Below are 25,935 nucleotides of genomic sequence, written 5' to 3'. Positions count from 1 at the left end.
ATCGCAAGTAACCCAATTGTTAGCGAGACTGTTCATGTCGATCCGCCCGTGGCGCGATATCCACCGCCGCCAGAGCCGCAAGATCATGGTCGGCAACGTGCCCGTGGGTGGCGACGCGCCGGTCACGGTGCAGACGATGACCAATACCGATACGTCGGACGCGGTGGCGACGATCGACCAGATCCGCCGCTGCGAAGAAGCGGGTGCCGACATCATCCGCGTGTCGTGCCCCGACGTCGAAAGCACCGCCGCCCTCAAGCTGATCACCCGCGCCGCGCGTGTGCCGATCGTCGCCGACATCCATTTCCATTACAAGCGCGCACTGGAAGCCGCCGATGCGGGGGCCGCGTGCCTGCGGATCAATCCGGGCAATATCGGGTCGAACGAGCGCGTTGCCGAAGTCGTCCGCGCGGCGAAGGCCAATGGCTGCGCGATCCGCATCGGCGTGAATGGCGGCAGCCTCGAAAAGCATCTGCTCGAAAAATATGGCGAGCCGTGCCCCGACGCGCTGGTCGAATCGGCGATGGACCACATCAAGCTGTTGCAGGACCACGACTTCCACGAGTTCAAGGTCGCGGTGAAGGCATCCGACCTGTTCCTGGCGGTCGCGGCGTATCAGCAGCTGGCCGAGATGGTCGACTGCCCGCTGCACCTGGGCATTACCGAGGCGGGCGGCTTCGTCGGCGGCACGGTCAAGTCGTCGATCGGCATCGGGTCGCTGCTGTGGTTCGGGATCGGCGACACGATCCGCGTCTCGCTGTCGGCCGAGCCGGAAGAGGAAGTACGCGTCGGGTTCGAAATCCTGAAGGCGCTGGGCATCCGCAATCGCGGGGTGCGCGTCGTGTCGTGCCCATCGTGCGCGCGACAGGGCTTCGACGTGATCCGCACCGTGCAGGCGCTGGAGGAACGGTTGCAGCATATCCGCACGCCGATGTCGCTGTCGGTGCTCGGCTGCGTCGTCAACGGCCCCGGCGAGGCGCGCGAGACCGATATCGGCATCACCGGCGGCGGCAACGGCAAGCACATGGTCTATCTGTCGGGGGTCACCGACCATCATGTGCAGGATGCCGACATGATCGACCATATCGTCAAGCTGGTCGAGGCGAAGGCGGCGGAGATCGACGCGGCGAGCGCGGCGGTGCCGCAGGCGGCGGAGTAACGCTGCTTGCCGTAATCCGTTTGGTTCGAGCAGCTTCGAGCCTGTCGAGAAGCGTCCGTCGAGACCCCCCCGTTTTGGCCGGGGCTTCTCGACAAGCTCGAAGTAAACGGGGTGGGGGTTCGGAAAGTTCTTACGACCCGCCGAGAACGTTCACGCTGAACGCCACCACGCCCAGGTTGAAGACGAACGCCATCAGGCAGTGCCCGGTCGCGGTCCGGCGCATCGTGCGCGAGGTGATCGACACGTCCGACGTCTGGAACGTCATGCCCAGCGTGAAGGCGAAATAGAGGAAATCCCAGTAATCCGGCTCGTCCGTGCCGGGTATGTCGATCCCGCCGCTGTCCTTGCCCGCGTCGTCGGCAGTGTAGAACAGATGGGCATAGTGCAGCGCGTAGATCGTGTTGGCGAAGGTCCAGGCGATCAGCAGCGTTGCGACGACCAGCACGACCACGCCGGTCGACGGGCTGCCGCGCTGCATCAGTTCGGCGGCGATCGCGGTCAGCAGCACGACCGCGATCGCGGCGGACAGGACGAGCAGCAGCGGTCGGTTGGCATCGTTGCGCACCGCGGCCTGTCGCATGCGGTCGGCCGAGGCGCCGAGCAGCGAGATGCACGACAGGAGGAACACGACCGCACCGATGTCGAACGCCAGCGGGCCGCCGATCCGCCAGCCGAGTGCCGGCACCGACCAGCATCCCGCGGCGAGCGTGACGGCGACGAACGCGACGAAACGGGCAGGGGCGAGGCGCTGGCCGAGGTGGAGGGGCATGGGGGTGGTGTATCGTGCCAACTGCGACGCGACAATTCCTCCCCGGCACGGGGAGGGGAACCGTCGCCGGAGGCGATGGTGGAGGGGGATCGCCGCGCAACGCTACGGTTCCGTTTGCCGACACCCCCCTCCACCATGCTGCGCATGGTCCCCCTCCCCGCGTGCGGGGAGGATCGGGTTGCATCCGGCTTCGGGCCGCGCGACAGGGACGCCATCATCCGCAGCCCGAAAGGTCCCCATGTCCGCCGCGTCGTCCAGCCTGCGCGCCTTCCTCGTCGCCGGGGCGGGGATCATGGTCTATACGATCATGGACGCAATGATGAAGCGGCTGTCGATCGATAGCGGCGCCTATAATGCGGTGCTGTGGCGGTCGCTGACCGGTGCGGCGCTTTGTGCCGTGGTGTTCGTCGCGGGCGGTCGGCGCTGGCCGGCATGGGCCGTGCTCAAGCTGCATATCGGACGCGGGGTCGCGGGCGGGGCGTCGGTCGTGCTGTTCTTCTGGGGCCTCGCACGCGTGCCGATGGCGCAGGGGGTGGCGCTCACCTTCCTCGCGCCGCTGATCGCACTGTATCTGGCGGCGTTCTTCCTCGGCGAGACGATCCGGCGCAGCGCGATCGTCGGGTCGCTGGTCGCCTCGCTCGGCGTGCTGGTGATCGCGGCGGGCGAGGTGCAGGCGGATGCGTCGACGCAGGCGGTGCTCGGCAGCCTCGCCTGCGTCGCGGCGTCGATCCTCTATGCCGTCAGCCTGATCCTGTTGCGGCGACAGGCGCAGGCGGCGGACCCCTTGGAGGTCGCGCTGTTTTCCAGCCTGGTCATGGGGCTGATGCTGCTGCCGGCGGCACCGTGGCTGGGCGCGATGCCGGCGCCGTCGCAATATGCGACGCTGCTGGGCGCGGTGGTGCTGGGCACCGCATCGATGATGGCGCTGGCCTGGGCCTATGCGCGGGCGGAGGCGCAGGTGCTGGCCCCGGTCGAATATAGCGCGTTCCTGTGGGCGGCGGTCAGCGGCTGGGTCGCGTTCGGCGAGACGGTGTCGCTCTATACGGTGGTCGGTGCGCTGCTGATCGTGGCAGGATGCATCGTTGCAGTCCGGCGGCGGGTGCCGGCGGTGCAGAGCGAGGCGGGGGCATGAGCGCGGACGAAGGATTGCTGGCGTGGATCGAGGAGTCGCTCGCGCCGCTCGGGCAGGTGACATGGCGGCGGATGATGGGCGGCGCGACGCTGTATCTGGACGGGACCGTGTTCGCGATCGTCGGCGACGATACGTTGTGGTTCAAGGCCGATGCGGAGAGCGATGCCGCCTGGGATGCGGCCGGTGCCGAGCGGTTTTCGATGGCGCGCAAGGACGGCAGCATCGCGACGATGAACTATCGCCGTGCGTCGGACGATGTGCTCGACGATGCCGATGCGCTGCGCGAATGGGCGGTGCTGGCGGTCGAGGCCGGGCGGCGCGCGCCGGTGAAGAAGCGCAAGCAGCGCGATCAGGCGTCACCCCGGACCTGATCCGGGGTCCCGCTTTCCCTTCCGTCGAGAATAAGCGGGACCCCGGGTCAAGCCCGGGGTGACGAAGAATGGGGGATCGTCAAGTGTATCCCCCAGAGGTCAAATCAGCGACCCGGAACTTCGTAGTCGTGCGGTTCCTCGCCCTGCGCCTTGGCTTCGTTGTAACGCTCGATCGCTTCGAGGGTGATGCGCTTGGCTTCCTCGGCGCCGCCCCACGTACCGATACGGACCCACTTCTTCTTTTCGAGGTCCTTATAGTGGGTGAAGAAATGTTCGATCTGTTCGAACACGATCTCCGGCAGATCGGCCTTTTCGCCGACATTGCTGTAATAGGGGAAGGTCGAGTCGACCGGCACGCAGACCAGCTTTTCGTCGCCGCCGGCTTCGTCCTCGAGGTTCAGCACCGCGATCGGGCGCGCGCGGACGACGCAGCCGGGGATGAAGGGCGAACGCGACACGACCAGCGCGTCGAGCGGATCGCCATCGGGCGACAGGGTGTGCGGCACGAAGCCGTAATTCGCCGGATAGCGCATCGGCGTGTGCAGGATGCGATCGACGAAGAGCGCGCCCGAAGCCTTGTCGAATTCATACTTGACCGGTTCGCCGCCGGTCGGAACTTCGATGATGACGTTCAGGCTGTTGGGCGGGTTGTCGCCGACCGGCACCATGTCGATGCGCATTGATAATACTCCCTCGTCTCACGCGTATGCGCGGTAGACGCGCCCTTTACCGGTTATTTACGAACGGAGAAGGGGCTTTTCCTTGGAATCGTTGCGGACGCGTCCATCCGGTCCCGATGTGGGACCGGATGGCGCGTGCGGCTTATCTGGCGGTCAGCAGGCGGTCGAGGCCGCTGTCGCCGTCGCCGACCTTTTCGAGGCGCGGATAGCGATGGCCGTCGAAATAGGGGATGGCGACCTCGCGCACGCTCTCGTCCATGCGGACGGTCAGGCGGATCGGGTCCTTGGTGCCCTTCGCCGCGCCAACCGCGTCGCGCAGCCGGTCGGGGGTATAGGCGGTGCCGTTCACCGCGACGATGGTCGTGCCGGTTTCGAACCCGGCCTTGAACGCCGGGCTGCCCCAGATCACCGAGCCGACCTTGCCGTCCTTGTTCACGGTCAGGCCGAGCGAATAGGGGACGGACACGCCGCCGGCGCTCTTTTCGCGCCCCTTCAGATACGGCGTTGGCGTGTCGGTATAGACGATCCGGTAGCCATTGGCGGCAAAGCCGTCGATCGGCGCGCGGTCGGTGCGGGCGTTCAGGCGCTTGTCGAGGAAGCCGGCCCAGTCATAGGGCTGGATGGCGTTCAGCGTCTTGACGATATCGGCCTGGGTATAGGGCAGCACTCCCCAGTCGCCGTCGCGCACGCCGAAGAAGGCGCGGGCGAAATCGTCCATCGACTTGGTGCCGCCCGACTGCTTGCGCAGGATCGAATCGACCTCCATCCACACCAGCAGGCCTTCGTTGTAATAATCCTCCGACCGCTGCCAGCTGACCCAGCCCTTGGGACGACGGGCGGTGATGACCGGATCGTTGGTGGTGTCGATCAGCGGACGCCACTGACGCCCCTCGCGCGCGTCCAGCGCCGCGGCGATGTCGGCATAGGCGTCGAGCGTATCCTGCTTCGACACCAGGCCCGAGCGTGCCTGCAGCACATAGCCCCAGAATTGCGTCTGCCCTTCATAGACCCACAGCATCGAGTTGCGCATCGGTGTGCGGAAATCGGGGGTGAACAGGTCCGCCCCGCGGCGGAACTTGCCGTCCCAGCTATGGGTGAATTCGTGCGGCAGCAGGTTGCGTTCGCCAGGGCCCGCATTCCAGTCGGTGAAATAGCCCGGATCGACGCCATTCTCCGAAGAGCGGTGATGTTCGAGGCCGATCGACCCCATCTTGTCGGTGATCGACAGCAGGAATTCGTACTTGTCGTAATGCTGCGCGCCGAACAGCTTCACCGCCTGTTCGACCAGCCGGGTATGTGCCGCGATCTGCTCGGGCGTAGCGGCCAGTTCCGACGGCTTGTCGGCGACGACGTTCAGCCCGACGCGGTCGGTCAGCGGGAAGCGCTTGAAATATTTGCCGGCGAACACCGGCGAATCGATCAGCGTTTCGTAGCTGGTGCGGTCGTAGCGATAGACGCCGTTCTGCACCTTCGACGGCAGGCCCGATGCGGCGGTCCAGCCGGCGGGGTAGCGCACCGTCGCCTCGATCGGGATACGGCGGGTGAAATAGCCCGCCGGATAGAGGCTGACCGATTCGAACTGGAGGTTCAGCATTTCCGGAGTCACGACGATGCGGCCCTGATCGCCCTGCTGCGCGGTCAGGAACTGGAACTGTACGTCGAGATTCTTCGCACCCGCCGGCACGTCGATATGGAAGGCGAACATGTCGAGCACGTCGCGGGTCCAAGGCAGCTCGCGCCCGTTGGCGCGTACGACCAGGCCGGCCAGCTTCTCGATCTCGCCGCGCGGGCCGTGCTTGCCGGGCAGCCATTTCGGCATCAGCAGCACCATGTGCCCGCTGCGCGCGACCGGAATGGTTTCCTTCACGCGGAAGATGCCCTGCACGGTGTCGGTCGCATCGACGTCGAGCTTGATGGTGCCGGGATAGTCCACTTCGCGCGCTACGGGCACGGTATCCACGATCGGCGTCGGCTGGGGCAGGGTGTTGCCGGGCGGGTTGATCTGCTGCGCGGCGGCGGGAAGGACGGTGGTGGTCAGCAACAGGGCGGCAAAGGCGATACGCAAGGGCAGGGACTTCCTTTTGAAAAGGATATGCTTCACCGGATGCTTACCATCGCGGGTGTAGCGGATAGCGCATGTATCAGCCCAACTCCTTGTCCTTGCAAGCCGAACCCGACCGGCGTCCGGCATCCGCGGTATCGTCGGGCGTGGGGTTGGCCGGGCTGGCCGGATTGTTCGCCTGGGTCGCGGTCGCGTGGCATTACGGGATGGACGGGCCCTATGCGGCGCTGACCAACGTCGCCGCCTGTGCGCTGCCGATGGTGCTCTGGTCGCTGCTGGTCGACAAGGTGCATCGCAACCCGTCGACAGGGATCGACTGGAACAACGTGCGGCCGTGGCGCGAAACGGTCGAGATCAGCCTGACCAAGCTGGCGGGCCTATGGATCACCTGGGCCGGAATCGCGGGGATCTATGCCACCGGGCGGTTCTATTGGGAGGGCGGGTTCGCCTTTTCGATGTGGGTGTTCGGGGCGGCGGCGGTGCCGCTGTTCGTGCTGTCGATCCCGTACATGCTGTGGATCGACCGGCGGCTGGTCGAGCCGAAGGACGGTTGCTGGGCGCTGGGCGCGTGGGCGATGCATCTTGACGAGCCGATCGACGCGCAAGCGATCTGGAACCATCTGCGCGGCTGGGCGGTGAAGGCGTTCTTCCTCGCCTTCATGCTCGCCATCGTGCCGCCGGGGTTCGGCGAGTTCATCCGCACGCAGCGCTCCGCCGTGCTGACCGGGCCGGTGCCTTTGGCCAATTGGCTCATCACCTTCATGTTCGTGATCGACGTGGCGTTCGCGACGGCGGGCTATATCCTTGCGATGCGGCCGCTCGATACGCATATCCGCAGCGCTACGCCCTATGCGGCGGGGTGGTCGGCGGCGCTGATCTGCTATCCGCCGTTCATCCTGATGGCCAATGGCGGACCGCTGGATTACCATCCGGGAACGGCGGACTGGACCTATTGGCTGGCCGATTATCCGGTGCTGTTGTGGATCGTGGGCGCGGTGCTGGTAGGGCTGACCGCGATCTATGCGTGGGCGACGATGGCGTTCGGGTTGCGGTTTTCGAACCTGACGCATCGCGGCATCCTGACGCATGGACCCTATGCGTTCAGCCGGCACCCGGCCTATCTGTCGAAGAACCTGTTCTGGTGGATTTCGACGATTCCGGTGCTGACCACCGCGGACAGCTGGACATCGGCGGCGCGGAGTACCGCGATCCTGGCCGTCGTCAGCGGGGTCTATTACTGGCGGGCGAAGACCGAGGAATGGCATCTGGGCGCTGACCCGGTGTACCGGGCGTATAGCGACTGGATGGTTCGGCGGGGGTTGGTGACACGGCTGTTCAGCTCCTCCCCGCCCCGCGGGGAGGGGGACCATGCGCAGCATGGTCGAGGGACTTAGCCACGGGCGGAGCGTTTGCGGCGTCGCCCATCCACCATCCGCTGCGCGGACGGTCCCCCCTCCCCGCGAAGCGGGGAGGATCTGCTTAGAAACTATATTCGCCGTACACCTTCGACAGGTCGCCACCCCATTCGCCGGCGAACTTGTCGAGCAGGACCTGCGCCGGGACCTTGCCCGAACGGACGACTTCGCGCAGCGGTTCGAGGAAGCCGCTTTCGTCGTCGCCCGAGGCGCTGAGGCGGCGGCGGGCGCTGAGGCCCCGGCTGGCGATGTCGAGAACGTCACCCGCGACATCGCGCAGGGTGCCGCCGCCGGGCAGCGGGGCGTCGAGGCCGAGCGCAGGGACCGTGTCGCGGAGGCGCTGGCGGTCCTCGATCGACCAGCCCTTCACCAGATCCCATGCGGCGTCGAGTGCGCCCTGGTCGTAGAGTAACCCGACCCACAGGGCGGGGAGGGCGCAGATGCGGCCCCACGGCCCCCCATCGGCACCACGCATTTCGAGGAAGGTCTTGAGGCGCACTTCGGGGAAAGCGGTGGAGAGATGGTCGGCCCAATCCTCCATCGTCGGCTTTTCGCCCGGCAGGACCGACAGCTCACCCTTCAGGAAGTCGCGGAACGACAGGCCGGCGGCGTCGATATAGCGGCCGTCGCGATAGACGAAGTACATCGGGACATCGAGGGCGTAGTCGGCATAGCGTTCGTAGCCGAAGCCGTCCTCGAATACGAAGGGCAGCATGCCGGTGCGCGCGGGATCGGTGTCGGACCAGATGTGCGAGCGATAGGAAAGCTGGCCGTTGGGCAGGCCGTCGGTGAAGGGCGAATTGGCGAACAGCGCGGTCGCGAGCGGCTGCAGCGCGAGGCCGACGCGGAATTTCTGCACCATGTCCGCCTCGCTCGCATAGTCGAGGTTCACCTGGATCGTGCAGGTGCGCAGCATCATGTCGAGACCCATGCTGCCGACGCGCGGCATGTGGTTGAGCATGATGCCGTAGCGGCCCTTGGGCATGATCGGCAGTTCGTCGCGGCGCTTGTCGGGCCACATGCCCAGCCCGAGGAAGCCGAGGCCGAGTTCGTCGCCGACCGCCTTGACCTGATCGAGATGGCGGCCGGTTTCGGCGCAGGTCTGGTGCAGGTTTTCGAGCGGCGCGCCCGACAGTTCGAACTGACCGGCGGGTTCGAGGCTGACCGATCCGTCCTTGCCGGTCAGCGCGATGACCTTGCCGCCCTCTTCGACCGGGCGCCAGCCGAAGCGTTCGAGGCCGGCGAGCAGGTCGCGGATGCCGCCGGGTTCGTCATAGGACGGGGCGGCATGGTCGCTGGTGCGATAGACGAACTTCTCATGTTCGGTGCCGATGCGCCAGCGTTCGGCGGGCTTCTCGCCCCCGGCGAAATAGGCGATCAGTTGCGAGCGGTCCTCGATGACCGCTGCGTTGCTGTCCGAAACGGTCTTCGTGCTCATGATCGCGCCCATACGCCGCACGGACGGGCCGCGCTAGGGGGCTGTCATTGATACAGGCAAAGCCCGGCTACCAGTCGCCGGCCGCAGCCATCCACAACGCGGTCGCCGCCGCCGCCGCGGTTTCGGCGCGCAGGATGCGCGGGCCGAGCGCCATGCCGATGGCCTGGGGATGGGCGCGGACCTGTTCGCGCTCCTCCGGGTCGAAGCCGCCTTCCGGGCCGATCAGGATCGCTGCCGGGCCGGGGCGGGCGCGCATCGCGTCGAAGGCGGGGACGCCGCCGGTCTCGTCGGCGAAGAACAGCGCGCGCTCGGCCGGCCAGTCGCGTAGCAGCGCGGGCAGCTTCACCGGTTCGAGCAAGGCGGGGAGCGCCGTGCGGCCGCATTGCTCGGCCGCTTCGATGGCATGGGCGCGCAGGCGGTCGAGGTTGAGGCGGTCGACCACCGTCCGCCGGGTGAGCACCGGCACGATCCGGTCGACGCCCAGCTCGCACGCCTTTTCGATCACCCAGTCGATGCGGCCCTTCTTGGTAGGCGCAATGCACAGCCACAGGTCGGGGACGATTTCGCGCGGGCGCATCTGGTGCTCGACGGCGAGGATCAGGTCGCGCTTGCGCACCTCCGTGGCGCGGGCAAGCCATTCGCCGGCCGTGTCGTCGAACAGGCGGACGACGTCGCCGTCCTTCAGGCGCATCACCGACAGCAGATAATGTGCCTGTGCCCCGTCGAGGCGGATGCGGGCGCTTTCTGCGAGGGGCTGTTCGACGAACAGGCGGGGCGACGAATCGGGCGGCCAGGCGGGGGTAGCGGGCATGGAGACGGGGGTTAGAGATGATCGGGTTCGGGTTCAAACGTCCGTATCCCCGCGCAGGCGGGGATCCAGAGCCACAGACGTCCCGCTCCGTTACCCTGGATCCCCGCCTGCGCGGGGATACGGGGGCGGTCAGGACGCGAGCTTCATCAGCACCAGCCCGCCGAGCAGCATCGCCGCCGCGACCAAGCGCAGCGGGGTGACCGCTTCGCCGAGGATCACGATGCCGACCACGAAGGCGCCCAGGGCGCCGATGCCGGTCCAGACCATATAGCTGGTGCCGAGCGGCAGCTGCTTCATCGCCAGCGACAACAGGCCGAAGCTGGCGAACATCGCGACGAAGGTCGCAAGCGTCGGCCAGGGTTTCGAGAAGCCGTCGGACAGCTTCATATAATAGGCCCAGACGATCTCCAGCAGGCCGGCGATGGTCAGCAGCACCCATGGCATCAGTCGGGCGTCCCGTCGCGCTCGACCCGCCAGGCGGCGTCGAGATAGCGCTCGGCCGCCGCACGCAGTTCTGGCGCCTTCTCGAACGCTTGCGCCGGCGGCGGGGCGAAGCCGAAGGCGTCCATCAGCGTCCACAAGGCGAACCGGCGCGAGGGATCGCGTTCGACGCCGAAATCGATGCTCATCCGCTCGCGGGCGGCGTCCTGTTCGGCAGCGATCAGCGTGTCGGGATCGGCGGTGCCGAAATAATGGTGAAGCAGCTGGTCGAGGTCCATGGCTCCTCCCGTAGCGGGCCCGGCGACATGACGAAAGTTTAACGCAACCCAGGCTTGGGTCGGGCCGTAGATACCGTCTCGATAGAAGGAGACGGGACATGCGGTTCGTTGCTCTGTTCGCCCTGCCGGTCGCGTTGATCGCAGGCCAGCCGGCCTTCGCCAAGGGGTGCATCCGTGGCGCGGTCGTGGGTGGCGTTGCCGGACACATGGTCGGCAAGGGGCATGGCAAGCTGGGCGCGGTCGCCGGCTGCATCGCGGCGCATCATCATTATGGCAGGCAGGCCAAGGCGGCGGCCAAGCGTTGACGTTCGCCCTGTGCAAGCCGGCCGGTCCGTGGCAGCAGGGGCGGCATGTCGTCCCCTGCTCCTGCCACCCAAGTCGCCGATACCGAACATCGCGGGCTGATCGCCGTCCTGCCCGCCGCGGCGCGACCCTTTGCCTTGCTGGCGCGGTTCGACCGGCCGATCGGATGGTGGCTGCTCTATTGGCCCGGCGCGTGGGCGATCGCGCTGTCGGGTCGCGCGGTCGAGCGATGGGACATGCTGCTATGGTTCCTGCTCGGCAGCATCGCGATGCGCGGGGCGGGGTGCGTCTATAACGATATCGTCGACCGCGATCTCGACCGGCAGGTGGCACGGACCGCCAATCGGCCGCTGGCGAGCGGGGCGGTGTCGCTGAAGGCGGCTTGGGTGTGGCTGGTGTTCCTCAGCCTGATCGGCTTCGTCGTCCTGCTGCAACTGAACTTCACCGCCGCGATCGTGGCGCTCGGCAGTCTGGTGCTGGTCGCCGCCTACCCCTTCATGAAGCGGATCACCTGGTGGCCGCAGGCGTGGCTGGGCATGGTGTTCAGCTGGGCCGCGCCGGTCGCGTGGGCGCAGATGGCGGTGGCGGACTGGACGCCGCTGCTGTTCCTCTATGCCGGGGCGATCGCGTGGGTCATCGGCTATGACACCATCTATGCCTGCCAGGATATCGAGGATGACGCGATGGTCGGGGTCCGGTCGTCGGCGCGGGCGATGGGCGCGCGGGTGCGGCCGGGCGTCGGGCTGCTCTATGTCGTCGCCATTGCCTGCTGGGCGGGGGCGGTGTGGCGGGTGTTCCCGACGCCGCTGGCGCTGGTTGCGCTGCTGCCCGCCGCGCTGCATCTGTTGTGGCAGGTCGCGACGCTCCGGCCCGACGACGGGGCGAACACGCTGCGCCGGTTCCGGTCGAACCGCGATGCCGGACTGCTGCTGTTCCTCGGCCTGTTGACCGTGGGGCAGGCGGCATGAGCGTTGCCGTGAGGGGAGCGGCTTCCCATCTGGCTCCCATGCTCGATCCCCAGACCGCCGCCGACCGCGCCCAATCCGCCATCGCCCGCGCCCGTGCCCATGGCGCCGATGCCGCCGACGCGATCCTCGTCGCCGATACCGCGCTGTCGGTGTCGGTCCGGCTGGGGCAGTTGGAGGATGTCGGCCGGTCGGAGGGTGCGGAGCTGGGGCTGCGCGTGTTCGTCGGGCAGCGGTCGGCCAGCGTTTCTACGTCGGACCTGTCCGAGACCGGCCTCGCGGCCCTTGCCGAGCGGGTGGTGGCGATGGCGCGTGCGGCGCCGGAGGATCGTTGGGCGGGCCTCGCGCCGGCCGAACGGCTGCTGCACGGCGCGCCGCCGCTGCTCGATCTGGACGATGGTGGCGAGGTGCCGCCGCAGGTGCTGCGCGAGGCGGCGCTGGCGGTGGAGGATGCGGCGCGTTCGGTCGCGGGGGTGAGCAATTCCGAGGGCGGATCGGCCGGCTATAACCGCGCGATCGTCGCGCTGGCGACCAGCCATGGCTTTGCGCAGGGCTATGCCGTCACCAGCCACGGCATTTCGGCGAGCGTGCTGGCGGGCGAGGGTGCCGCCATGCAGCGCGACCATGCCCATCATTCGGCGCGGCACCGCACGATGCTGGAGTCGCCGGAGACGGTCGGCCGTCGCGCCGGCGAGCGCGCCGTCGCGCGGCTGAACCCGGTGAAGATTGATGGCGGGGCGATGCCGGTCGTGTTCGACCCGCGCGTCGGCGGCAGCCTGATCGGCCATGTGCTGGGCGCTATTTCTGGCCCGTCGATCGCGCGCGGGACCAGCTTCCTGCGCGAACATCTCGGCCATGCGATCCTGCCCGAGGGGCTGTCGATCATCGACGATCCGCACCGTCCGCATGGACTGCGCGCACGGCCGTTCGATGGCGAGGGGCTGGCGGTATCGCCGATGGCGCTGGTCGAGCGGGGCGTGCTTCAGACCTGGCTGCTCGACAGCGCGTCGGCGCGGCAGCTGGGGCTGGAGCCGACCGGCCATGCCTCGCGGGGCTTGAGCGGTCCGCCGGGTGTGACGACGGGCAACGTCCATCTGGCCGGGGGCAGCGGCAGCGTCGCGGCGTTGATCGAGGATGTCGAGCGCGGCGTCCTGCTGACCGAATTGATCGGGCAGGGGGTGAACGGCGTCACCGGCGATTACAGCCGCGGGGCGTCGGGCTTCCTGATCGAAAAGGGTGAGATCACGCGGCCGGTGTCGGGCATCACCATCGCCGGCAATCTGCGCCCGATGCTGCTGTCGATGCGTGCGGCGGGTGATCTGGAGCATCGGCAGGGTGTCAATGTGCCGACGATCCGGGTCGATGGCATGACGGTGGCGGGTGGCTGAGGCGGCGCTGCTAGACGAGGTAACCGCGATTGCGGGGGAGGCGGCGGCGCTGGCGCTGGCCAGCTGGCTTGGTGATTTCCAGACATGGGAAAAGGCGCCGGGTAATCCGGTATGCGAGATCGACCTGACCGTCGACCGGCTGCTGCGCGAGCGGCTGTCCGCGCTGCTGCCCGAGGCGGGCTGGCTGTCGGAGGAGACGGCCGATGATGCGAGCCGGCTGGCGCGGCGGCAGGTGTGGATCGTCGATCCGATCGACGGCACCCGCGACTATATTCGCGGGCGCGACGGATGGGCGGTATCGGTCGCGCTGATCGAGGATTGCCAGCCGGTGCTGGGGGTGCTGGACGCGCCGGTCCGGCGGCAGCGCTGGACGGCGGCGGCGGGGCAGGGGGCGCGGATGAACGGCGAGCGGCTGGCGGTCAGCCCGCGCGTCGACTTCGCCGGCAGCCGGACCCCGGTCGACGCGCTGCCCAAGGCGGACCGCGACCTGTTGATGGTCGCCAAGCCCAATTCGATCGCGCTGCGCATGGCGATGGTGGCGAGCGGGGAGGCGGATTTCCTGGCGACGCTTCGCTGGGGAAACGAGTGGGACGTGGCGGCGAGCATCCTGATCGCGCGCGAGGCGGGGGCGACGGTGACCGATGCGATCGGGCGGAAGCTGCGCTTTAACCAGGCACGGCCACAGTTCTTCGGGGTGATGGCGGCGGCGCCGGGCATCCATGGTGCGGCGGTGGAGCGGTTGAGGGACCGGGCGATCGTGGCGTTGGGGAAAAGGTAGGCTCGGCCGTATCCCCGCGAAGGCGGGGATCCAGGATCAGGAACGCGACGGTAGCGCTTGCGGCTCTGGATCCCCGCCTTCGCGGGGATACGCCGACCGTGGGCGAGGAACGGATCAGCCGCCATTCATCGGCGTTGTGCCAGCATCATGGCGATGACCACGACCCTTCCCGACCGGAGCCGTATCGGCGCGATGGCCGTGACGGTCGGCCTGCACGTGCTGCTTGGCTGGGCGCTGATCGTCGGGCTGGGGGTGGACGTCACGCGGACGGCGCAGAGTGCGTTGGCGACGTTCGACATCCTGCCGCCGCCACCCGATCCGCCGCCCCCGCCACCGGTGCCGCAGGTCGTGCGGCAGGGGCGGCCGGAGGGACGTGCCGCGCCGCCCAATATCCGGTCCAAGGCGACCGAGATCGTCGCCACGCCGCCCGTCGTGCCGCTGCCGGTGCCGCCGCCGGTCGTCACCGCACCGGTCGCCGGGCCAGGGAATGACGCATCGTCAGGCGCGACCGATACGGTCGGGCCGGGGACCGGGGCCGGCGGGGTCGGCGATGGCTTGGGTAGCGGTGGCGAGGGCGATGGCGACGGGAGCGGCGGGGGCGATACGCCGCCCGAGCAGATCGGCGGGTCGTTGCAGGGCGCGCGGCTGCCGCGCGAGCTGGAGGAATATGGCTTCGAAGGCTCGGTCGAGGTGCGCTATATCGTCGAGGTCAACGGGCGGGCGAGCGAGTGCCAGATCATGCGCTCTAGCGGCAATCGCGCGATCGATGCCGCGACCTGCCGGCAGGTCGAGCGTGCCTTCCGGTTCCGACCCTCGCTCGACGGGCGGGGGCGGCCGGTGCCGTCGGTGATGGTGCAGCGCCATTATTGGGACGTGGAACGCGACCGCGAATAGCGCGGATTCGCGCCAAAGTTCACTAAGTTCACACTAGTGACGTGTTTGCGTTGTTGCGTAGCATTCGCATGTGGCGGAGGTGTTGGATCGACGGTGGGAAAGAGCCGCACGGAGGGTAGGGCGGTTCGGGCGGTGTAGGAAAATGGTTTCTGGGTATCTGGCGTCATTCCCGCGAAGGCGGGATCGATAGACGCTGCGGCCGTGGTTCCATCGCCGATGTCGGCGTGTATGGCTTCCCGCCTTCGCGGGAATGACGGGGCCGCGGCCGGGGTTGGTACTGGCCCGAGTAGGCGGCTGGAGCACTATGACCTGAGGTTGAAGCGTTCGTGCCTAGGGACCGCTTACCAAGTGCTTCGATACGGGCCTTCGACTTCGCTCAGTCCCTACTCAGCACAAACGGTGCCGTTTGAGGTCGGCCGGATTCAACCGCGTCGGACGACGGGGTCGATTTCGTCCGTTCTGACTGGATGCCGGTCCGCTTTTACCTGCGGTCGGACAAGAAGCGGGACCCCGGGTCAAGCCCGGGGTGACGATGGAGGTGGAGAGGACGTTCCGGCCTATTCCTCGCCCTGATACTTGATCTGCAGAAACCGCTCGCGCGTCGCGAGGCTGTCGAGGTCGCCTTGGGCCAGTTGTTGCGTCATCGCGGCGATTTCGCTGTCGATGATCTTCAACCCGTCGACCAGTTGCTGGTCCGGGGTGCGGCCGTTGCGTTCGACGCGGCGGAGCGGTTCGGGGACGCGCCGGTAGCCGCGGACCAGTTCGGGGAGTTGCTCGCCGACCAGCTTGCGGACTTCGGCCGCCGCCGGTTCGTCGTCGGGCAGGGTGGCGAGCTGCGCCGAGAGCGTGTCTAGCTTGACGCCGATCGCGTCGGCCAGTGTGATGGCGGGCGCGGGGAGGGCGGGGCGTTGGGTGGCGAGCCAGAGTTCGGTCTGGGCGGGGAGCGACTTGATCGGGGCCTGACCCAGTTGCTCGACGGCGACTTCGCGGGTGACCGGCATCAGCGCGAACAGCGCGGTCGCGGCGATCAGCAGCGCCATGACGATCATCGCGCCGCCCAGACCCAGCGGCACGAACCAGCCGATGACCAGGGCGGCGAGGATGATCGCGCCATCGGCCGCAGCGATGCGGCCGAGGCGGCGCAGGACCTCCGCCTCGCGCCTGCGCCGGGCGCGGGGGGCTACGGCGCCGTGGCGTTCGCGGGCGCGTTCGAGCGTCAAGCTGGCGCGTTCGAGGACCTCGTCGCTGCGCGACATCGCGTTACATCGCCTCCAGCTTGAAGGTTTCGCCGCCCTGCGCATTTTGCGACGCGCCCTCGGCCCGGGCGATATAGCCCTTCGACTTCTCGACCTCGTTGGACAGGGTGCCGATGGTGGTCTTCATCGAATCCAGCGCCTTCAGCTTGAAGGTGTCGATCGCGTCCATCGTGTCATAAACATTCTGGAAGGCACGCTGGAGCACTTCGACCGGAATGGTCGAGGCGGCGGCCTGTTCGTGGATCGTCGCGGTCTGCGACCGCAGCAGCTTGCCGGTGGAATCGATGATATTGGCGGTGGTGGTGTTGAGTGCGGTGATCTGTTCGAGCACCAGCTTCTGGTTGGTCAGCGCCTGCGCGACCGTCACCGCGGTGCGCAACGCGCCGACCGTCGTGGTGCTGGCGCGGTCGACGCCCTTCACCAGCTCGACATTGTTCTTCTTGACCAAGTCGAGTGCGAGATAGCCCTGTACCGTCACCGCCATCTGGGTCAGCAGGTCCTGCGACCGCTGGCGGACGTAGAAGAGCGCGGTTTCGCGGATCGCCTTGGCCTTGGCCGGGTCGGTGTGGTCCAGCTCGTTGGCCTTTTCCTCCAGCTTGCCGTCCATCTCCTGCGACAGATAGATCATCTGTTCGAGGCGGCCCATCGCGGTCCACAGGTTCGCGCGTTCGGTGTCGATGGCGGCATTGTCCATCAACAGCTCGTCCTTGCCGGACTGGAGCCGCTTGAGGATCGAGGCGATGTGGCTCTGCGCGGACTTGTACCCGTCGAAATAGTCGCGGACCTTGTTGCCGAACGGGATCATGCCGAACAGCTTTTTGGGTTCGAGCAGATTGCCCTGCCGGCCGGGATCGAGGTCCTCGATCGTGCGGCGCAGTTGCGCCAGATCGGCGCCGACGCCCGATTCCTGGTCCATCGCCTTTACGGGGCGGTCGAGGAAGCGGTTCGACTGGCCGGCGGCCTCGCGGATTTCGCGTGCGCCCAGGTTGCTGATCGCATCGACCCGCTTGCCGAATTCGGGCGAGTTCGCGTCCTGGGCGACCAGCTGATCGATGAAGTCGTCGACGCGGCGCTGGAGTTCGGTGCGCTTGGTATCGTCGACCGGGACCAGCCCGGCGGCCTTGGCCGGGGCGACGGTCGGCACCGGATCTGGCGGGGTCAGCACCAGTGCTGGCTCTTCGGTCGTCTGCGTTGCCATATTTCCTCCACGTCGTCCGCCGGTTGATGCCATGCGAACACGGTATCGTTCAACTGTCCTATTTATGTAATACACGTTGGGGGTGCAAGGTCGGCAGGCAGGAAGAAGGTTGGTTCACGCGAAGGCGCGGAGGCGCGGAGGGGTTTCGTACCGGGAAAACGCCCGCGACCGGGAGACGCCTTCGCTCGCTGAACCGATGGAGACGAGGCCGCTGGCGCGGGTGAGCTTGGAGCCAGGCGCACCCCTCCGCGCCTCCGCGCCTTCGCGTGAACCATCTTCTTCTTGTCCCATGCCGCAACGCAACAAGCAGGGGTCTTCCGGTTTGGCGCGAAATACGCTAAGCGCGCGGCCAATTGCACTCCCGCAGTATCCAGGAAATACCATGAGCCTTCGCAACGTGGCGATCATCGCCCACGTCGATCACGGCAAAACCACGCTCGTCGATCAGTTGTTCCGTCAGTCCGGCACGTTCCGCGACAATCAGCGCGTCGAGGAACGCGCGATGGACTCGAACGACCTCGAAAAGGAACGCGGGATCACCATTCTCGCCAAGCCGACCTCGGTCGAATGGGTGCCGCCGGCGGGTGGCGAACCGGTGCGGATCAACATCGTCGACACCCCCGGCCACGCCGATTTCGGTGGCGAGGTCGAGCGCATCCTGTCGATGGTCGACGGCGTCGTGCTGCTGGTCGATTCGTCGGAAGGCGCGATGCCGCAGACGAAGTTCGTGACCGGCAAGGCGCTGGCGCTGGGCCTGAAGCCGATCGTCGTGGTCAACAAGGTCGACCGCAGCGACGCGCGCATCCAGGAAGTGCTGGACGAGGTGTTCGACCTGTTCGTGTCGCTTGACGCGAATGACGAACAGCTGGATTTCCCGGTGCTCTATGCGTCGGGCCGCAACGGCTATGCCTCGACCGACATGGATGCGCGCGAAGGCACGCTGCAGCCGATGTTCGAGACGATCGTCAGCCATGTCCCGCCGCCCGCGCTCGACGTCGATGCGCCGTTCACCTTCCTGGTGACGCTGCTCGACCGCGACAACTTCCTCGGCCGCATCCTGACCGGCCGCGTCAATTCGGGCACGGTGAAGCTGAACCAGCCGATCCACGCGCTCGACAATTACGGCAACGTGATCGAAACCGGCCGCGCGTCGAAGATCATGGCGTTCCGCGGGCTGGAGCGCGTGCCGGTCGACGAGGCGAAGGCGGGCGACATCATTTCGCTGGCGGGTCTCACCGTCGCGACCGTCGCCAACACCATCGCCGATACGTCGGTCAGCGTGCCGCTGAAGGCGCAGCCGATCGATCCGCCGACGCTGTCGATGCGTTTCGCGGTGAACGATTCGCCGATGGCGGGGCGTGAGGGCACCAAGGTCACCAGCCGCATGATCCGCGACCGCCTGATGCGCGAAGCGGAATCGAACGTGGCGGTGAAGGTCACCGAAGCCGACGACCGCGACAGCTTCGAAGTCGCCGGCCGCGGCGAATTGCAGCTGGGCGTGCTGATCGAAACGATGCGCCGCGAAGGGTTCGAACTGGGCATTTCGCGTCCGCGCGTGCTGTTCGGCACCGACGAGCAGGGCAACAAGACCGAGCCGTACGAAACCGTCGTGATCGACGTGGACGAGGAGTTCTCGGGCACGGTCGTCGACAAGATGAACCAGCGCAAGGCCGAGATGACCGACATGCGCCCGTCGGGTGGCGGCAAGACGCGCATCACCTTCTCGGCACCGTCGCGCGGCCTGATCGGCTATCACGGCGAGTTCCTGTCGGACACGCGCGGCACCGGCATCATGAACCGGCTGTTCGAGAAGTACGGTCCGCACAAGGGCCAGATCGAAGGCCGTAAGAACGGCGTGCTGATCTCGAACGGTGCCGGCGAAGCGCAGGGCTATGCGCTGGGTCCGCTCGAGGAACGCGGCATCCTGTTCGTCGGGCATGGCGAAGCGCTGTACGAGGGCATGATCATCGGCGAGAACGCCAAGACGGACGACCTCGAGGTCAATCCGATGAAGGCGAAGCAGCTGACGAACTTCCGCGCATCGGGCGGCAAGGACGACGCGATCCGCCTGACCCCGCCGAAGAAGATGACGCTGGAACAGGCGATCGCCTATATCGACGATGACGAGATGGTCGAGGTGACGCCGAAGAACATCCGTCTGCGCAAGCGGCACCTGGACCCGCACGAGCGGAAGAAGGCGAGCCGGGCCAAGGCCGCAGCGTAAGCTCGGCCGAGCCTCAAGGCTCGCCCGGCCGGCCTTGCGGAAGGCAAGGACCGACGACGTGGCTTTGCCACGTCGGGCCACCGGAAACGAAAGCCGCCCCGGAAGCGATTCCGGGGCGGTTTGTCGTTCGGCGACGGGCGGTTGCGGCGCTCTCGAGAAGAAGCGGGACCCCGGGTCAAGCCCGGGGTGACGATCGGGGTGAGCTATCGCCTTAAGCGGCGGGCCTCGACACCCACCGCCCCTCAGGCGTCCGGCACCGGCTCCCGCAGCAACGGGATCAGTTCGCGATTGAGGTCGTCCAGATCCATCGCGCCGGCCTTGGCGTAGCGGACGATCCCGCGGCGATCGATGATGTAGTTGGTCGGGACGGCGGGCCGGGCATGGGTGATGCCCTTGATCGCCTTGGCCGGGGTGATCGCCAGCGCGGCGAACAGCGCCTTCATCTTGTAGATCGGCACCGACCCTTCGGTGGTGACCGCGAAGACTCGGGCGCCATGTTTCTTGACCTGACGGTAATAGCCGTCGAGCAGCGGCAGCTCGACGCGGCACGGCACGCACCAGGTCGCCCAGAAATTGACGAGGATGACCTCGCCGCGATGCTCGGCGATGGTGGTCTTCGTCCCGTCGGCCAGCGTCAGTTCGATCGGCGGCGCAGGCTGTCCGACCTTCAGTTCCTTGGCGGCGGCCGGCGTCGCGACGATCAGCGCGGCGGCGAGCGGTAGAGTCCAGTTCGGCATGTTCGTGTCCCCCCTGCCGCCATCATCGCGCGAACGCGGCGGCGGTCAAGCGGCGGTCACAGGAACAGCCATCCGACCGTCGCGCCGACCGCGACGATCGTCGGCGTCACCCAGCCTCCCTTCAATCGCCACGCCATTGCCAGCGCTGCGGCGAACAGCGCCGCGCCGACCGGCGGATCGACCCGCCCGCCGGTCACCAGCGCCAGTTGCACGAAGGTCGCGGCGATGATTCCAACAACCGCCGCCGCCACGCCGGTCAGCGCATGGCGCAGCGAGGGGGCGTCGACGACGCGCTCGAGCCGTTCGAAGAAGATCAGCGAAAAGGCGAAGGCAGGGAGAAACATGCCGAGCGTGATCGCCAGCGCACCGGCCAGGCCGCCCGCAACGAAGCCGACGAAGGTCGCGAAGATGACCAGCGGCGCGGGAATGACATTGGCGAAGGCGACCCCGTCTAGGAACGCCGCATCGCCGATCCAGCCACGGCCGACCGTATCGGCACGGACATAGGGGATGGCGGTATAGGCCCCGCCAAAGGTCAGCAGGCCACCTTTCAACCCGGCGATGAAGAGCGCGACGACCGTGAGCGGCTGGACCGACGCTGCGGCAGGGGTGGGCGGGGCGATGGAGAGGCTGGCAACGGCGGCGGCGATGCCGGCAAGTCCGATCGCGAGCGCAAGCGGCGGGCGGTGCTTCATTGCATAGACGGCGCCGCCAGCCAGCAACGGGATCCAGAACGGCACCCGGCCCAGCGTCGCGGCGACCGCCGCCAGCGCGATCAGCGCCAGCAGCCGATCCTCCACGACATGCTGACCGATCCGCATGACGGCACGCAGGATGACGGCGAGGATCGCGACCTGGATGCCGAGCAGCAGGCCTCCGAGCGCCACGCTGCCCTGCACGACGGTGACGTACAGCCAGCCGACCAGCAGCATCAGGCAGAAGCCGGGCAGCATGAAACCGAGGCCGGCGAGCAGCCCGCCGATCCGCCCGCGCGCCAGCACGCCGAAATGGACGCAGAGTTCGTGGGCTTCGGGCCCGGGCAGGATTTGCAGCACGGCGAGCAGCCGATTGAACCGGCCCTTGTCGATCCAGCGTTCTTCCTCGACCAGCGCCTGCCGCAACATCGCGATCTGCGCGACCGGGCCGCCAAAGGCGAGACAGCCGAAGCGCAGGAATTTGCAGAATAGTGGTATCAAGCCGATCGACGGCGGACGGGACGGTGCGGCAATTTCCATGAACGAACGCTCCCAAGGCCGCGCGAACGCGGCCGGTGGAGCGGAACTTGGACGCAGGCGTCTGAACGGGCGTCCGCATTGCCCGTAGGCGGAATTGCACACCGACCGGGCAACGAAGTCAAGATCGCCCCCTCGCGCAGCCCCGCCCGCGCTGCTATCTCCCGCCCATGCCCCATCTCTATCTCGTCGACGGCTCCGGCTATATCTTTCGCGCCTATCACCGGCTGCCGCCGCTGACCAACCAGCATGGCGAGCCGGTGGGGGCGGTCTATGGCTATACCACCATGCTGTGGAAGCTGGCCGATGCGCTGCACAAGGCGGATGGGCCGACGCACATGGCGGTCATCCTTGACAAATCGTCGAAGACGTTCCGCAACGACCTGTACGATCAGTATAAAGCGCATCGGCCGCCGCCGCCCGAGGACCTGGTGCCCCAGTTCCCGATGATCCGCGATGCGACGCGGGCGTTCAGCCTGCCGTGCATTGAGGAAGAGGGGCTGGAGGCCGACGACATCATCGCCTGTTATACGCAGGCGGCGCTGGCGCAGGGCTGGGCGGTGACCATCGTCAGTTCCGACAAGGATCTGATGCAGCTGATGACCGACCCGTCGGTCGACATGCTCGACACGATGAACAACCGGACGCTGGGGCCGGACCATGTGGTCGAGAAGTTCGGCGTGACCCCGAACAAATTGGGCGACGTGCTGGCGCTGATGGGCGACAGCGTCGACAATGTGCCGGGCGTGCCGGGGGTCGGGCCGAAGACCGCCGCCAAGCTCATCAACGAGCATGGCGACCTTGAAGCCGTCCTCGCCGCGGCGCCCGAGATGAAGAAGGGCAAGCTGCGCGACAACCTGATCGACCATGCCGACAATGCGCGGCTGTCGAAGGTGCTGGTGACGCTGAAATGCGATGGCGGGCTGCCCGAACCGCTCGACGCGCTGGAATTGCAGGGGATTCCGGAGGCGCCGCTGCGCGCGTTCCTCGAACATCACGGGTTCCGCACGTTGCTGACCAAGCTCGGCCAGGTTGCCGATACGCCGGTTGAGACGCCCGCCGCGCCGGTGGCGCAGGACGACGAGCCGGCCTGCGATCATGACGCATACGAGACGGTGGTGACGCAGGAGGCGCTCGACCGCTGGGTGCAGGTCGCGCGGCATCAGGGCTGGGTGGCGATCGATACCGAGACGACGGGTCTGGACGCGACGCGGGCAGAGCTGGTCGGCGTGAGCATGGCGCTGCACCCGAACCTCGCCTGCTATATTCCGATCGGCCACGGCGGGACCGACATGTTCGCGGAGAAGCCGGAACAGCTGTCGCGCGAGGCGGTGCTGGCGACGTTGAAGCCGTTGTTCGAGGACGAGAGCGTCCTGAAAATCGGCCATAACCTGAAGTACGACATGATCGTGCTGGCGCGCGCCGGGCTGACCGTCGCGCCCTATGACGACACGATCGTCATGAGCTTTGCGCTCGACGCCGGGTTGCACGGGCATGGCATGGACGAACTGGCCGCGACGCATCTCCAGCATAGCTGCATCGCGTACAAGGACGTGGTGGGGACGGGGAAGAAGCAGATCGGCTTTGGCGAGATCGACCTGAAGACCGCCACCCGCTATGCCGCCGAGGATGCCGATGTGACGCTCCGGCTGTGGCGGCGGTTCAAGCCGCGGCTGCCTTATGAGTCGGCGACGCGGGTGTACGAGATGGTCGACCGGCCGCTGGTGCGGGTGATCGCCGACATGGAGCAGGCCGGGATCAAGGTCGATGCCGGCGTGCTGGCCAAGCTGTCGGAGGATTTCTCCGCCCGCATTGCGGCACTGGAAACCGAAATCCACGAGCTGGCGGGGACGAAGTTCACCATCGGGTCACCGAAGCAGTTGGGCGACGTGCTGTTCGTGACGCTGGGCATCAAGGGCGGGCGCAAGGGCAAGTCAGGGGTCTATTCCACCGACGTCAACGAACTGGAACGGATCGCCGCCGACAAGGATTCGCCCGGCGCGGCGATCGCGGCGAAGGTGCTCGACTGGCGGCAACTGTCCAAGCTGAAAAGCACCTATACCGATGCGTTGCAGGCGCAGATCAACCCGGCGACCGGGCGGGTGCATACGTCGTACAGCCTGACCGGTGCGCAGACGGGACGGCTGTCGTCGACCGATCCCAATCTGCAGAACATCCCGATCCGCACCGAGGTCGGCCGGCAGATCCGCGATGCGTTCGTGGCCGAGCCGGGCAATGTCATCCTGGCGGCCGACTATTCGCAGATCGAGCTGCGGCTGGCGGCGCATATCGCCGACGTACCGCAGCTGCGCGAGGCGTTCGAACGCGGCGACGACATCCACAGCATCACCGCGCAGGAGCTGTTCGGCGAGGTCAACCGCGACACGCGCGGGCGGGCCAAGACGATCAACTTCGCGATCCTCTACGGCATCAGCCGCTGGGGGCTGGCCGGGCGGCTGGACGTGAGCGCGGACGAGGCGCAGGCGATGATCGATCGCTATTTCGACCGCTTCCCCGGCATCAACCGCTATATCGCCGAGACGACGCAGAGCGTGCGCACGACCGGCTTCACCACGACCTTGTTCGGGCGCAAGACGCATTTCCCGCGCATCCAGTCGAAGGTGCAGCATGAGCGGCAGGGCGCCGAACGCGCCGCGATCAACGCGCCGATCCAGGGGACGAGCGCCGACATCATCAAGCGGGCGATGGCGCGGATGGGGCCTGCGCTGGCCGAGGCCGGCCTCACCGAAGTGCGGATGCTGTTGCAGGTGCACGACGAACTGGTGTTCGAACTGCCCGAGGGGCTGGTCGAGGCGGCGACGCTGGTGATCCGGCAGGTGATGGAGACGGCGGCGGAACCGGTGGTGCAGCTGTCGGTGCCGCTGGGCGTGGAGATCGGGACGGGCAAGAGCTGGGGCGCGGCGCACTAGAGCGGTTTCCGACCAGATTGAGCCATCGTCATCGCCGTGCGGGCGCCCGCTTCGCGGCGGGGTGATTTCCCGCCGGGGCCGCGTTGCTCGTCGGTTACGATGCGACTGCATCGCTCCCTCCTCGCGCCTTGCCCCAAACCGAAATCCCCTCCGTGCCGACGATCCAATCTGGTCGGAAACCGCTCTAGCGCCGGGTTCGCCCTATCGGCGTGGCTGGCACAGTAGCCGCTCGAGACCGGGCAGGGCGACGATACGCACGCCTGTCATGCCGATTTTGCGTGCCGCGACGTCTACCGGCGTGGCACCGGAAGCGGCGGTGGTAACGAAGCCCGCGCAATGCAGTGCGGCGTTCGACAGGTGCAGCATGTCGGTCGCTCCCGCCGCGTCCGGTACATGCCGGGGAACCGGCTGTCCAAGCGCTGGATCGTTGAGGCGGTATAGCACCGACGGCGACAGGCCGTGTCTGGCGTACAGCGCATCCTGCGCAGCGATCCATCCGTTCAGTCGGGCATCTTCGCGCGCGATCGTCGCCGCCACCTCGTCCGGCGTCGCGCCGGCGCCGGTCATCGCCGTGCGTAGCTGCGCATGCATGTCGCTTCGCGACGCCGCGTCGGGCGCACCGTGCCACAGCACGAGCGCCCCGGGTAATATGGTTCGGTGCGCGGCGGCGGCGAACAGATAATTGGCGCACGACGATGCGCAGACGCCGTCGACGACGATGCTCAGACGGCGCGCCTCGACCATTCCGGCCATCGCCAGCGCGGTTTCCGCTTCGCCGCCCGCCGAATTGATGACGACTCGTTGCACTTTGTCCGTCAGATGCCGTTCGAGCGCAGCGGCATCCCCCGGACGGATCAGCCCGCTGATCCGCACGGTGGCGGCATCGACCGGGGTGATGCGAAAGGAACCCGTCGCCTCGCCCCATGGCGACCCGGTCGCCGCGATCAGCAGCGCCAGCGATGCGGCGATCGACATGCCGTGTTCCTTCCCGATACTGGCATAGACTGCCCGACGCAGGGCAGGATGCGCGCTACGCCGTCGTGTCGCAACCGCCGGCGATTGCGAAGGCCAGTCCGGTTATCGACCCTTCGCCTCCAACCACCGGTCGATCTGCTCGATCTCCTCCTGCTGCGTGTCGATCACCGCCTGCGCCAGCGTGCGGGCCTCAGGGTCCTTGCCATGCGCCAGTTCGGTGCGGGCCATCGCCACCGCCGCCGCGTGGTGAACGCGCATCTGCTGCATGAAATCGACATCGGCGTCGCCGGTATAGGGCGGGGCCTTGGTCATCATGGCGGCCATCGATTGCTTGTAGCCGCGTGTCGCTGCGGAGTCCGTCGCCCCTGGCGCCATCGCGTCATGCGCCATGGCGTCGTGAGGTTGCGCGCCGTTGCCGGGGGCGGGCTGTTGCGAACAGGCCGCCAGCAGGGTGAGGCCGAGGATCGTCGCGGCTGGCTTCATCGATCGTCTCCATCGT

At 67.3% G+C, this 25,935-nt stretch carries 24 protein-coding genes; 11 read left to right on the top strand and 13 right to left on the bottom strand.

The features are described from left to right. Window positions 1-34: 34 nt before the first annotated feature. Window positions 35-1,159, top strand: a complete 1,125-nt coding sequence (gene ispG / locus AVT10_RS06340) for a flavodoxin-dependent (E)-4-hydroxy-3-methylbut-2-enyl-diphosphate synthase (RefSeq protein WP_066689448.1) — start codon at window positions 35-37, stop codon at window positions 1,157-1,159. A gap of 130 nt (window positions 1,160-1,289) precedes the next feature. Here ispG and AVT10_RS06335 read toward each other — a convergent pair whose 3' ends face one another. After that, window positions 1,290-1,928, bottom strand: coding sequence for a DUF1345 domain-containing protein (locus AVT10_RS06335; RefSeq protein WP_066689447.1), 639 nt, complete (start codon window positions 1,926-1,928; stop codon window positions 1,290-1,292). A gap of 238 nt (window positions 1,929-2,166) precedes the next feature. On the opposite strand from AVT10_RS06335, the gene AVT10_RS06330 reads away from it, so the two are divergent. Together AVT10_RS06330 and AVT10_RS06325 are read left to right on the top strand one after the other, a co-directional pair. Further along, on the top strand, window positions 2,167-3,060 hold the full coding sequence (locus AVT10_RS06330) for a DMT family transporter (RefSeq protein WP_066689446.1): 894 nt from the start codon (window positions 2,167-2,169) through the stop codon (window positions 3,058-3,060). Next, the gene (locus AVT10_RS06325) at window positions 3,057-3,431 is read left to right on the top strand and encodes a TfoX/Sxy family protein (protein ID WP_066689445.1); all 375 of its coding nucleotides are present in this window, start codon (window positions 3,057-3,059) and stop codon (window positions 3,429-3,431) included. Before AVT10_RS06330 ends, AVT10_RS06325 begins: the two co-directional genes overlap by 4 nt. Window positions 3,432-3,535: 104 nt before the next feature. Here the strand turns inward: AVT10_RS06325 and ppa are convergent, their stop codons facing one another. Beyond that, on the bottom strand, window positions 3,536-4,111 hold the full coding sequence (gene ppa, locus AVT10_RS06320) for an inorganic diphosphatase (RefSeq protein ID WP_066689444.1): 576 nt from the start codon (window positions 4,109-4,111) through the stop codon (window positions 3,536-3,538). Window positions 4,112-4,253: 142 nt separating this feature from the next. Further along, the gene (locus AVT10_RS06315) at window positions 4,254-6,176 is read right to left on the bottom strand and encodes a M61 family metallopeptidase (protein WP_066689443.1); all 1,923 of its coding nucleotides are present in this window, start codon (window positions 6,174-6,176) and stop codon (window positions 4,254-4,256) included. A gap of 71 nt (window positions 6,177-6,247) precedes the next feature. On the opposite strand from AVT10_RS06315, the gene AVT10_RS06310 reads away from it, so the two are divergent. Then, window positions 6,248-7,567 carry a methyltransferase family protein gene (locus tag AVT10_RS06310; RefSeq protein ID WP_066689442.1) on the top strand — a complete coding sequence of 440 codons (1,320 nt, stop codon included), beginning with the start codon at window positions 6,248-6,250 and terminating at the stop codon, window positions 7,565-7,567. 85 nt (window positions 7,568-7,652) lie between these two features. Here the strand turns inward: AVT10_RS06310 and AVT10_RS06305 are convergent, their stop codons facing one another. The 4 genes from AVT10_RS06305 to AVT10_RS06290 form a co-directional block, all read right to left on the bottom strand. Then, a complete protein-coding gene (locus AVT10_RS06305) occupies window positions 7,653-9,026 on the bottom strand; it encodes a glutamate--cysteine ligase (RefSeq protein ID WP_066689508.1) in 1,374 nt (457 codons plus the stop codon). 67 nt (window positions 9,027-9,093) lie between these two features. Further along, entirely contained in the window at window positions 9,094-9,837 is a 744-nt protein-coding gene (locus AVT10_RS06300; protein WP_066689441.1) for a 16S rRNA (uracil(1498)-N(3))-methyltransferase, read from the bottom strand. Window positions 9,838-9,966: 129 nt separating this feature from the next. Continuing rightward, window positions 9,967-10,281: a DMT family transporter gene (locus tag AVT10_RS06295; RefSeq protein ID WP_066689440.1), complete on the bottom strand. Its 315-nt coding sequence runs from the start codon at window positions 10,279-10,281 to the stop codon at window positions 9,967-9,969. Further along, complete coding sequence (locus tag AVT10_RS06290; RefSeq protein WP_066689439.1) at window positions 10,281-10,556, bottom strand: hypothetical protein; 276 nt, start codon at window positions 10,554-10,556, stop codon at window positions 10,281-10,283. The genes AVT10_RS06295 and AVT10_RS06290 overlap by 1 nt, the downstream gene beginning before the upstream one ends. 98 nt (window positions 10,557-10,654) lie before the next feature. Here AVT10_RS06290 and AVT10_RS06285 point away from each other — a divergent pair, with 98 nt between their 5' ends. The 5 genes from AVT10_RS06285 (at window position 10,655) to AVT10_RS06265 (ending at window position 14,884) form a co-directional block, all read left to right on the top strand. After that, window positions 10,655-10,861 carry a hypothetical protein gene (locus AVT10_RS06285; protein ID WP_066689438.1) on the top strand — a complete coding sequence of 69 codons (207 nt, stop codon included), beginning with the start codon at window positions 10,655-10,657 and terminating at the stop codon, window positions 10,859-10,861. A gap of 45 nt (window positions 10,862-10,906) precedes the next feature. Further along, window positions 10,907-11,827 carry a 4-hydroxybenzoate octaprenyltransferase gene (gene ubiA, locus AVT10_RS06280; protein WP_066689437.1) on the top strand — a complete coding sequence of 307 codons (921 nt, stop codon included), beginning with the start codon at window positions 10,907-10,909 and terminating at the stop codon, window positions 11,825-11,827. A gap of 38 nt (window positions 11,828-11,865) precedes the next feature. Further along, window positions 11,866-13,212 carry a TldD/PmbA family protein gene (locus AVT10_RS06275; protein ID WP_066689436.1) on the top strand — a complete coding sequence of 449 codons (1,347 nt, stop codon included), beginning with the start codon at window positions 11,866-11,868 and terminating at the stop codon, window positions 13,210-13,212. After that, window positions 13,205-13,990: an inositol monophosphatase family protein gene (locus tag AVT10_RS06270; protein ID WP_066689435.1), complete on the top strand. Its 786-nt coding sequence runs from the start codon at window positions 13,205-13,207 to the stop codon at window positions 13,988-13,990. Before AVT10_RS06275 ends, AVT10_RS06270 begins: the two co-directional genes overlap by 8 nt. Window positions 13,991-14,137: 147 nt before the next feature. Beyond that, the gene (locus tag AVT10_RS06265) at window positions 14,138-14,884 is read left to right on the top strand and encodes an energy transducer TonB (RefSeq protein ID WP_232307900.1); all 747 of its coding nucleotides are present in this window, start codon (window positions 14,138-14,140) and stop codon (window positions 14,882-14,884) included. 557 nt (window positions 14,885-15,441) lie between these two features. On the opposite strand, the gene AVT10_RS06260 is transcribed toward AVT10_RS06265, so the two are convergent. Both AVT10_RS06260 and AVT10_RS06255 read right to left on the bottom strand, forming a co-directional pair. Beyond that, the gene (locus AVT10_RS06260; RefSeq protein ID WP_066689434.1) at window positions 15,442-16,140 is read right to left on the bottom strand and encodes a hypothetical protein; all 699 of its coding nucleotides are present in this window, start codon (window positions 16,138-16,140) and stop codon (window positions 15,442-15,444) included. A gap of 4 nt (window positions 16,141-16,144) precedes the next feature. Further along, a complete protein-coding gene (locus tag AVT10_RS06255; RefSeq protein ID WP_066689433.1) occupies window positions 16,145-17,338 on the bottom strand; it encodes a toxic anion resistance protein in 1,194 nt (397 codons plus the stop codon). 382 nt (window positions 17,339-17,720) lie between these two features. Between AVT10_RS06255 and typA the strand changes: the two genes are divergently transcribed. Further along, window positions 17,721-19,562 carry a translational GTPase TypA gene (gene typA, locus AVT10_RS06250; protein WP_066689432.1) on the top strand — a complete coding sequence of 614 codons (1,842 nt, stop codon included), beginning with the start codon at window positions 17,721-17,723 and terminating at the stop codon, window positions 19,560-19,562. Window positions 19,563-19,804: 242 nt separating this feature from the next. On the opposite strand, the gene AVT10_RS06245 is transcribed toward typA, so the two are convergent. Further along, the gene (locus tag AVT10_RS06245) at window positions 19,805-20,299 is read right to left on the bottom strand and encodes a TlpA family protein disulfide reductase (RefSeq protein ID WP_066689431.1); all 495 of its coding nucleotides are present in this window, start codon (window positions 20,297-20,299) and stop codon (window positions 19,805-19,807) included. A gap of 56 nt (window positions 20,300-20,355) precedes the next feature. Continuing rightward, entirely contained in the window at window positions 20,356-21,534 is a 1,179-nt protein-coding gene (gene chrA / locus AVT10_RS06240) for a chromate efflux transporter (RefSeq protein ID WP_066689430.1), read from the bottom strand. A 167-nt stretch (window positions 21,535-21,701) separates the two neighbouring features. Here chrA and polA point away from each other — a divergent pair, with 167 nt between their 5' ends. After that, window positions 21,702-24,461: a DNA polymerase I gene (gene polA / locus AVT10_RS06235; protein WP_066689429.1), complete on the top strand. Its 2,760-nt coding sequence runs from the start codon at window positions 21,702-21,704 to the stop codon at window positions 24,459-24,461. Between the two features lie 201 nt (window positions 24,462-24,662). On the opposite strand, the gene AVT10_RS06230 is transcribed toward polA, so the two are convergent. Continuing rightward, window positions 24,663-25,436 (bottom strand): ATP-dependent Clp protease proteolytic subunit, encoded by a 774-nt coding sequence (locus AVT10_RS06230; protein WP_066689428.1) that lies wholly within the window; start codon window positions 25,434-25,436, stop codon window positions 24,663-24,665. Window positions 25,437-25,538: 102 nt separating this feature from the next. Next, on the bottom strand, window positions 25,539-25,919 hold the full coding sequence (locus tag AVT10_RS06225) for a DUF305 domain-containing protein (RefSeq protein WP_066689427.1): 381 nt from the start codon (window positions 25,917-25,919) through the stop codon (window positions 25,539-25,541). Between the last annotated feature and the right edge of the window lie 16 nt (window positions 25,920-25,935).

The sequence above is a fragment of the Sphingomonas hankookensis genome (assembly GCF_001619955.1).
Taxonomy (GTDB): Bacteria; Pseudomonadota; Alphaproteobacteria; order Sphingomonadales; family Sphingomonadaceae; genus Sphingomonas; species Sphingomonas hankookensis_A.
The sequence above is the reverse complement of the archived record's forward strand: the minus strand, read 5'-3'. Positions and strand labels throughout refer to the sequence as shown.

Excerpts from the sequence above, each read along its gene's own strand:
- AVT10_RS06295 (WP_066689440.1), bottom strand. The coding sequence starts at position 10,281 with ATGCCATGGGTGCTGCTGACCATCGCCGGCCTGCTGGAGATCGTCTGG.
- AVT10_RS06265 (WP_232307900.1), top strand. The coding sequence starts at position 14,138 with ATGGCGATGACCACGACCCTTCCCGACCGGAGCCGTATCGGCGCGATG.
- AVT10_RS06275 (WP_066689436.1), top strand. The coding sequence starts at position 11,866 with ATGCTCGATCCCCAGACCGCCGCCGACCGCGCCCAATCCGCCATCGCC.
- AVT10_RS06260 (WP_066689434.1), bottom strand. The coding sequence starts at position 16,140 with ATGTCGCGCAGCGACGAGGTCCTCGAACGCGCCAGCTTGACGCTCGAA.
- AVT10_RS06330 (WP_066689446.1), top strand. The coding sequence starts at position 2,167 with ATGTCCGCCGCGTCGTCCAGCCTGCGCGCCTTCCTCGTCGCCGGGGCG.
- AVT10_RS06325 (WP_066689445.1), top strand. The coding sequence starts at position 3,057 with ATGAGCGCGGACGAAGGATTGCTGGCGTGGATCGAGGAGTCGCTCGCG.
- AVT10_RS06225 (WP_066689427.1), bottom strand. The coding sequence starts at position 25,919 with ATGAAGCCAGCCGCGACGATCCTCGGCCTCACCCTGCTGGCGGCCTGT.
- AVT10_RS06335 (WP_066689447.1), bottom strand. The coding sequence starts at position 1,928 with ATGCCCCTCCACCTCGGCCAGCGCCTCGCCCCTGCCCGTTTCGTCGCG.
- polA (WP_066689429.1), top strand. The coding sequence starts at position 21,702 with ATGCCCCATCTCTATCTCGTCGACGGCTCCGGCTATATCTTTCGCGCC.
- AVT10_RS06305 (WP_066689508.1), bottom strand. The coding sequence starts at position 9,026 with ATGAGCACGAAGACCGTTTCGGACAGCAACGCAGCGGTCATCGAGGAC.
- AVT10_RS06230 (WP_066689428.1), bottom strand. The coding sequence starts at position 25,436 with ATGTCGATCGCCGCATCGCTGGCGCTGCTGATCGCGGCGACCGGGTCG.
- ppa (WP_066689444.1), bottom strand. The coding sequence starts at position 4,111 with ATGCGCATCGACATGGTGCCGGTCGGCGACAACCCGCCCAACAGCCTG.
- ispG (WP_066689448.1), top strand. The coding sequence starts at position 35 with ATGTCGATCCGCCCGTGGCGCGATATCCACCGCCGCCAGAGCCGCAAG.
- typA (WP_066689432.1), top strand. The coding sequence starts at position 17,721 with ATGAGCCTTCGCAACGTGGCGATCATCGCCCACGTCGATCACGGCAAA.
- AVT10_RS06245 (WP_066689431.1), bottom strand. The coding sequence starts at position 20,299 with ATGCCGAACTGGACTCTACCGCTCGCCGCCGCGCTGATCGTCGCGACG.
- AVT10_RS06300 (WP_066689441.1), bottom strand. The coding sequence starts at position 9,837 with ATGCCCGCTACCCCCGCCTGGCCGCCCGATTCGTCGCCCCGCCTGTTC.
- ubiA (WP_066689437.1), top strand. The coding sequence starts at position 10,907 with ATGTCGTCCCCTGCTCCTGCCACCCAAGTCGCCGATACCGAACATCGC.
- AVT10_RS06285 (WP_066689438.1), top strand. The coding sequence starts at position 10,655 with ATGCGGTTCGTTGCTCTGTTCGCCCTGCCGGTCGCGTTGATCGCAGGC.
- AVT10_RS06310 (WP_066689442.1), top strand. The coding sequence starts at position 6,248 with ATGTATCAGCCCAACTCCTTGTCCTTGCAAGCCGAACCCGACCGGCGT.
- chrA (WP_066689430.1), bottom strand. The coding sequence starts at position 21,534 with ATGGAAATTGCCGCACCGTCCCGTCCGCCGTCGATCGGCTTGATACCA.
- AVT10_RS06255 (WP_066689433.1), bottom strand. The coding sequence starts at position 17,338 with ATGGCAACGCAGACGACCGAAGAGCCAGCACTGGTGCTGACCCCGCCA.
- AVT10_RS06290 (WP_066689439.1), bottom strand. The coding sequence starts at position 10,556 with ATGGACCTCGACCAGCTGCTTCACCATTATTTCGGCACCGCCGATCCC.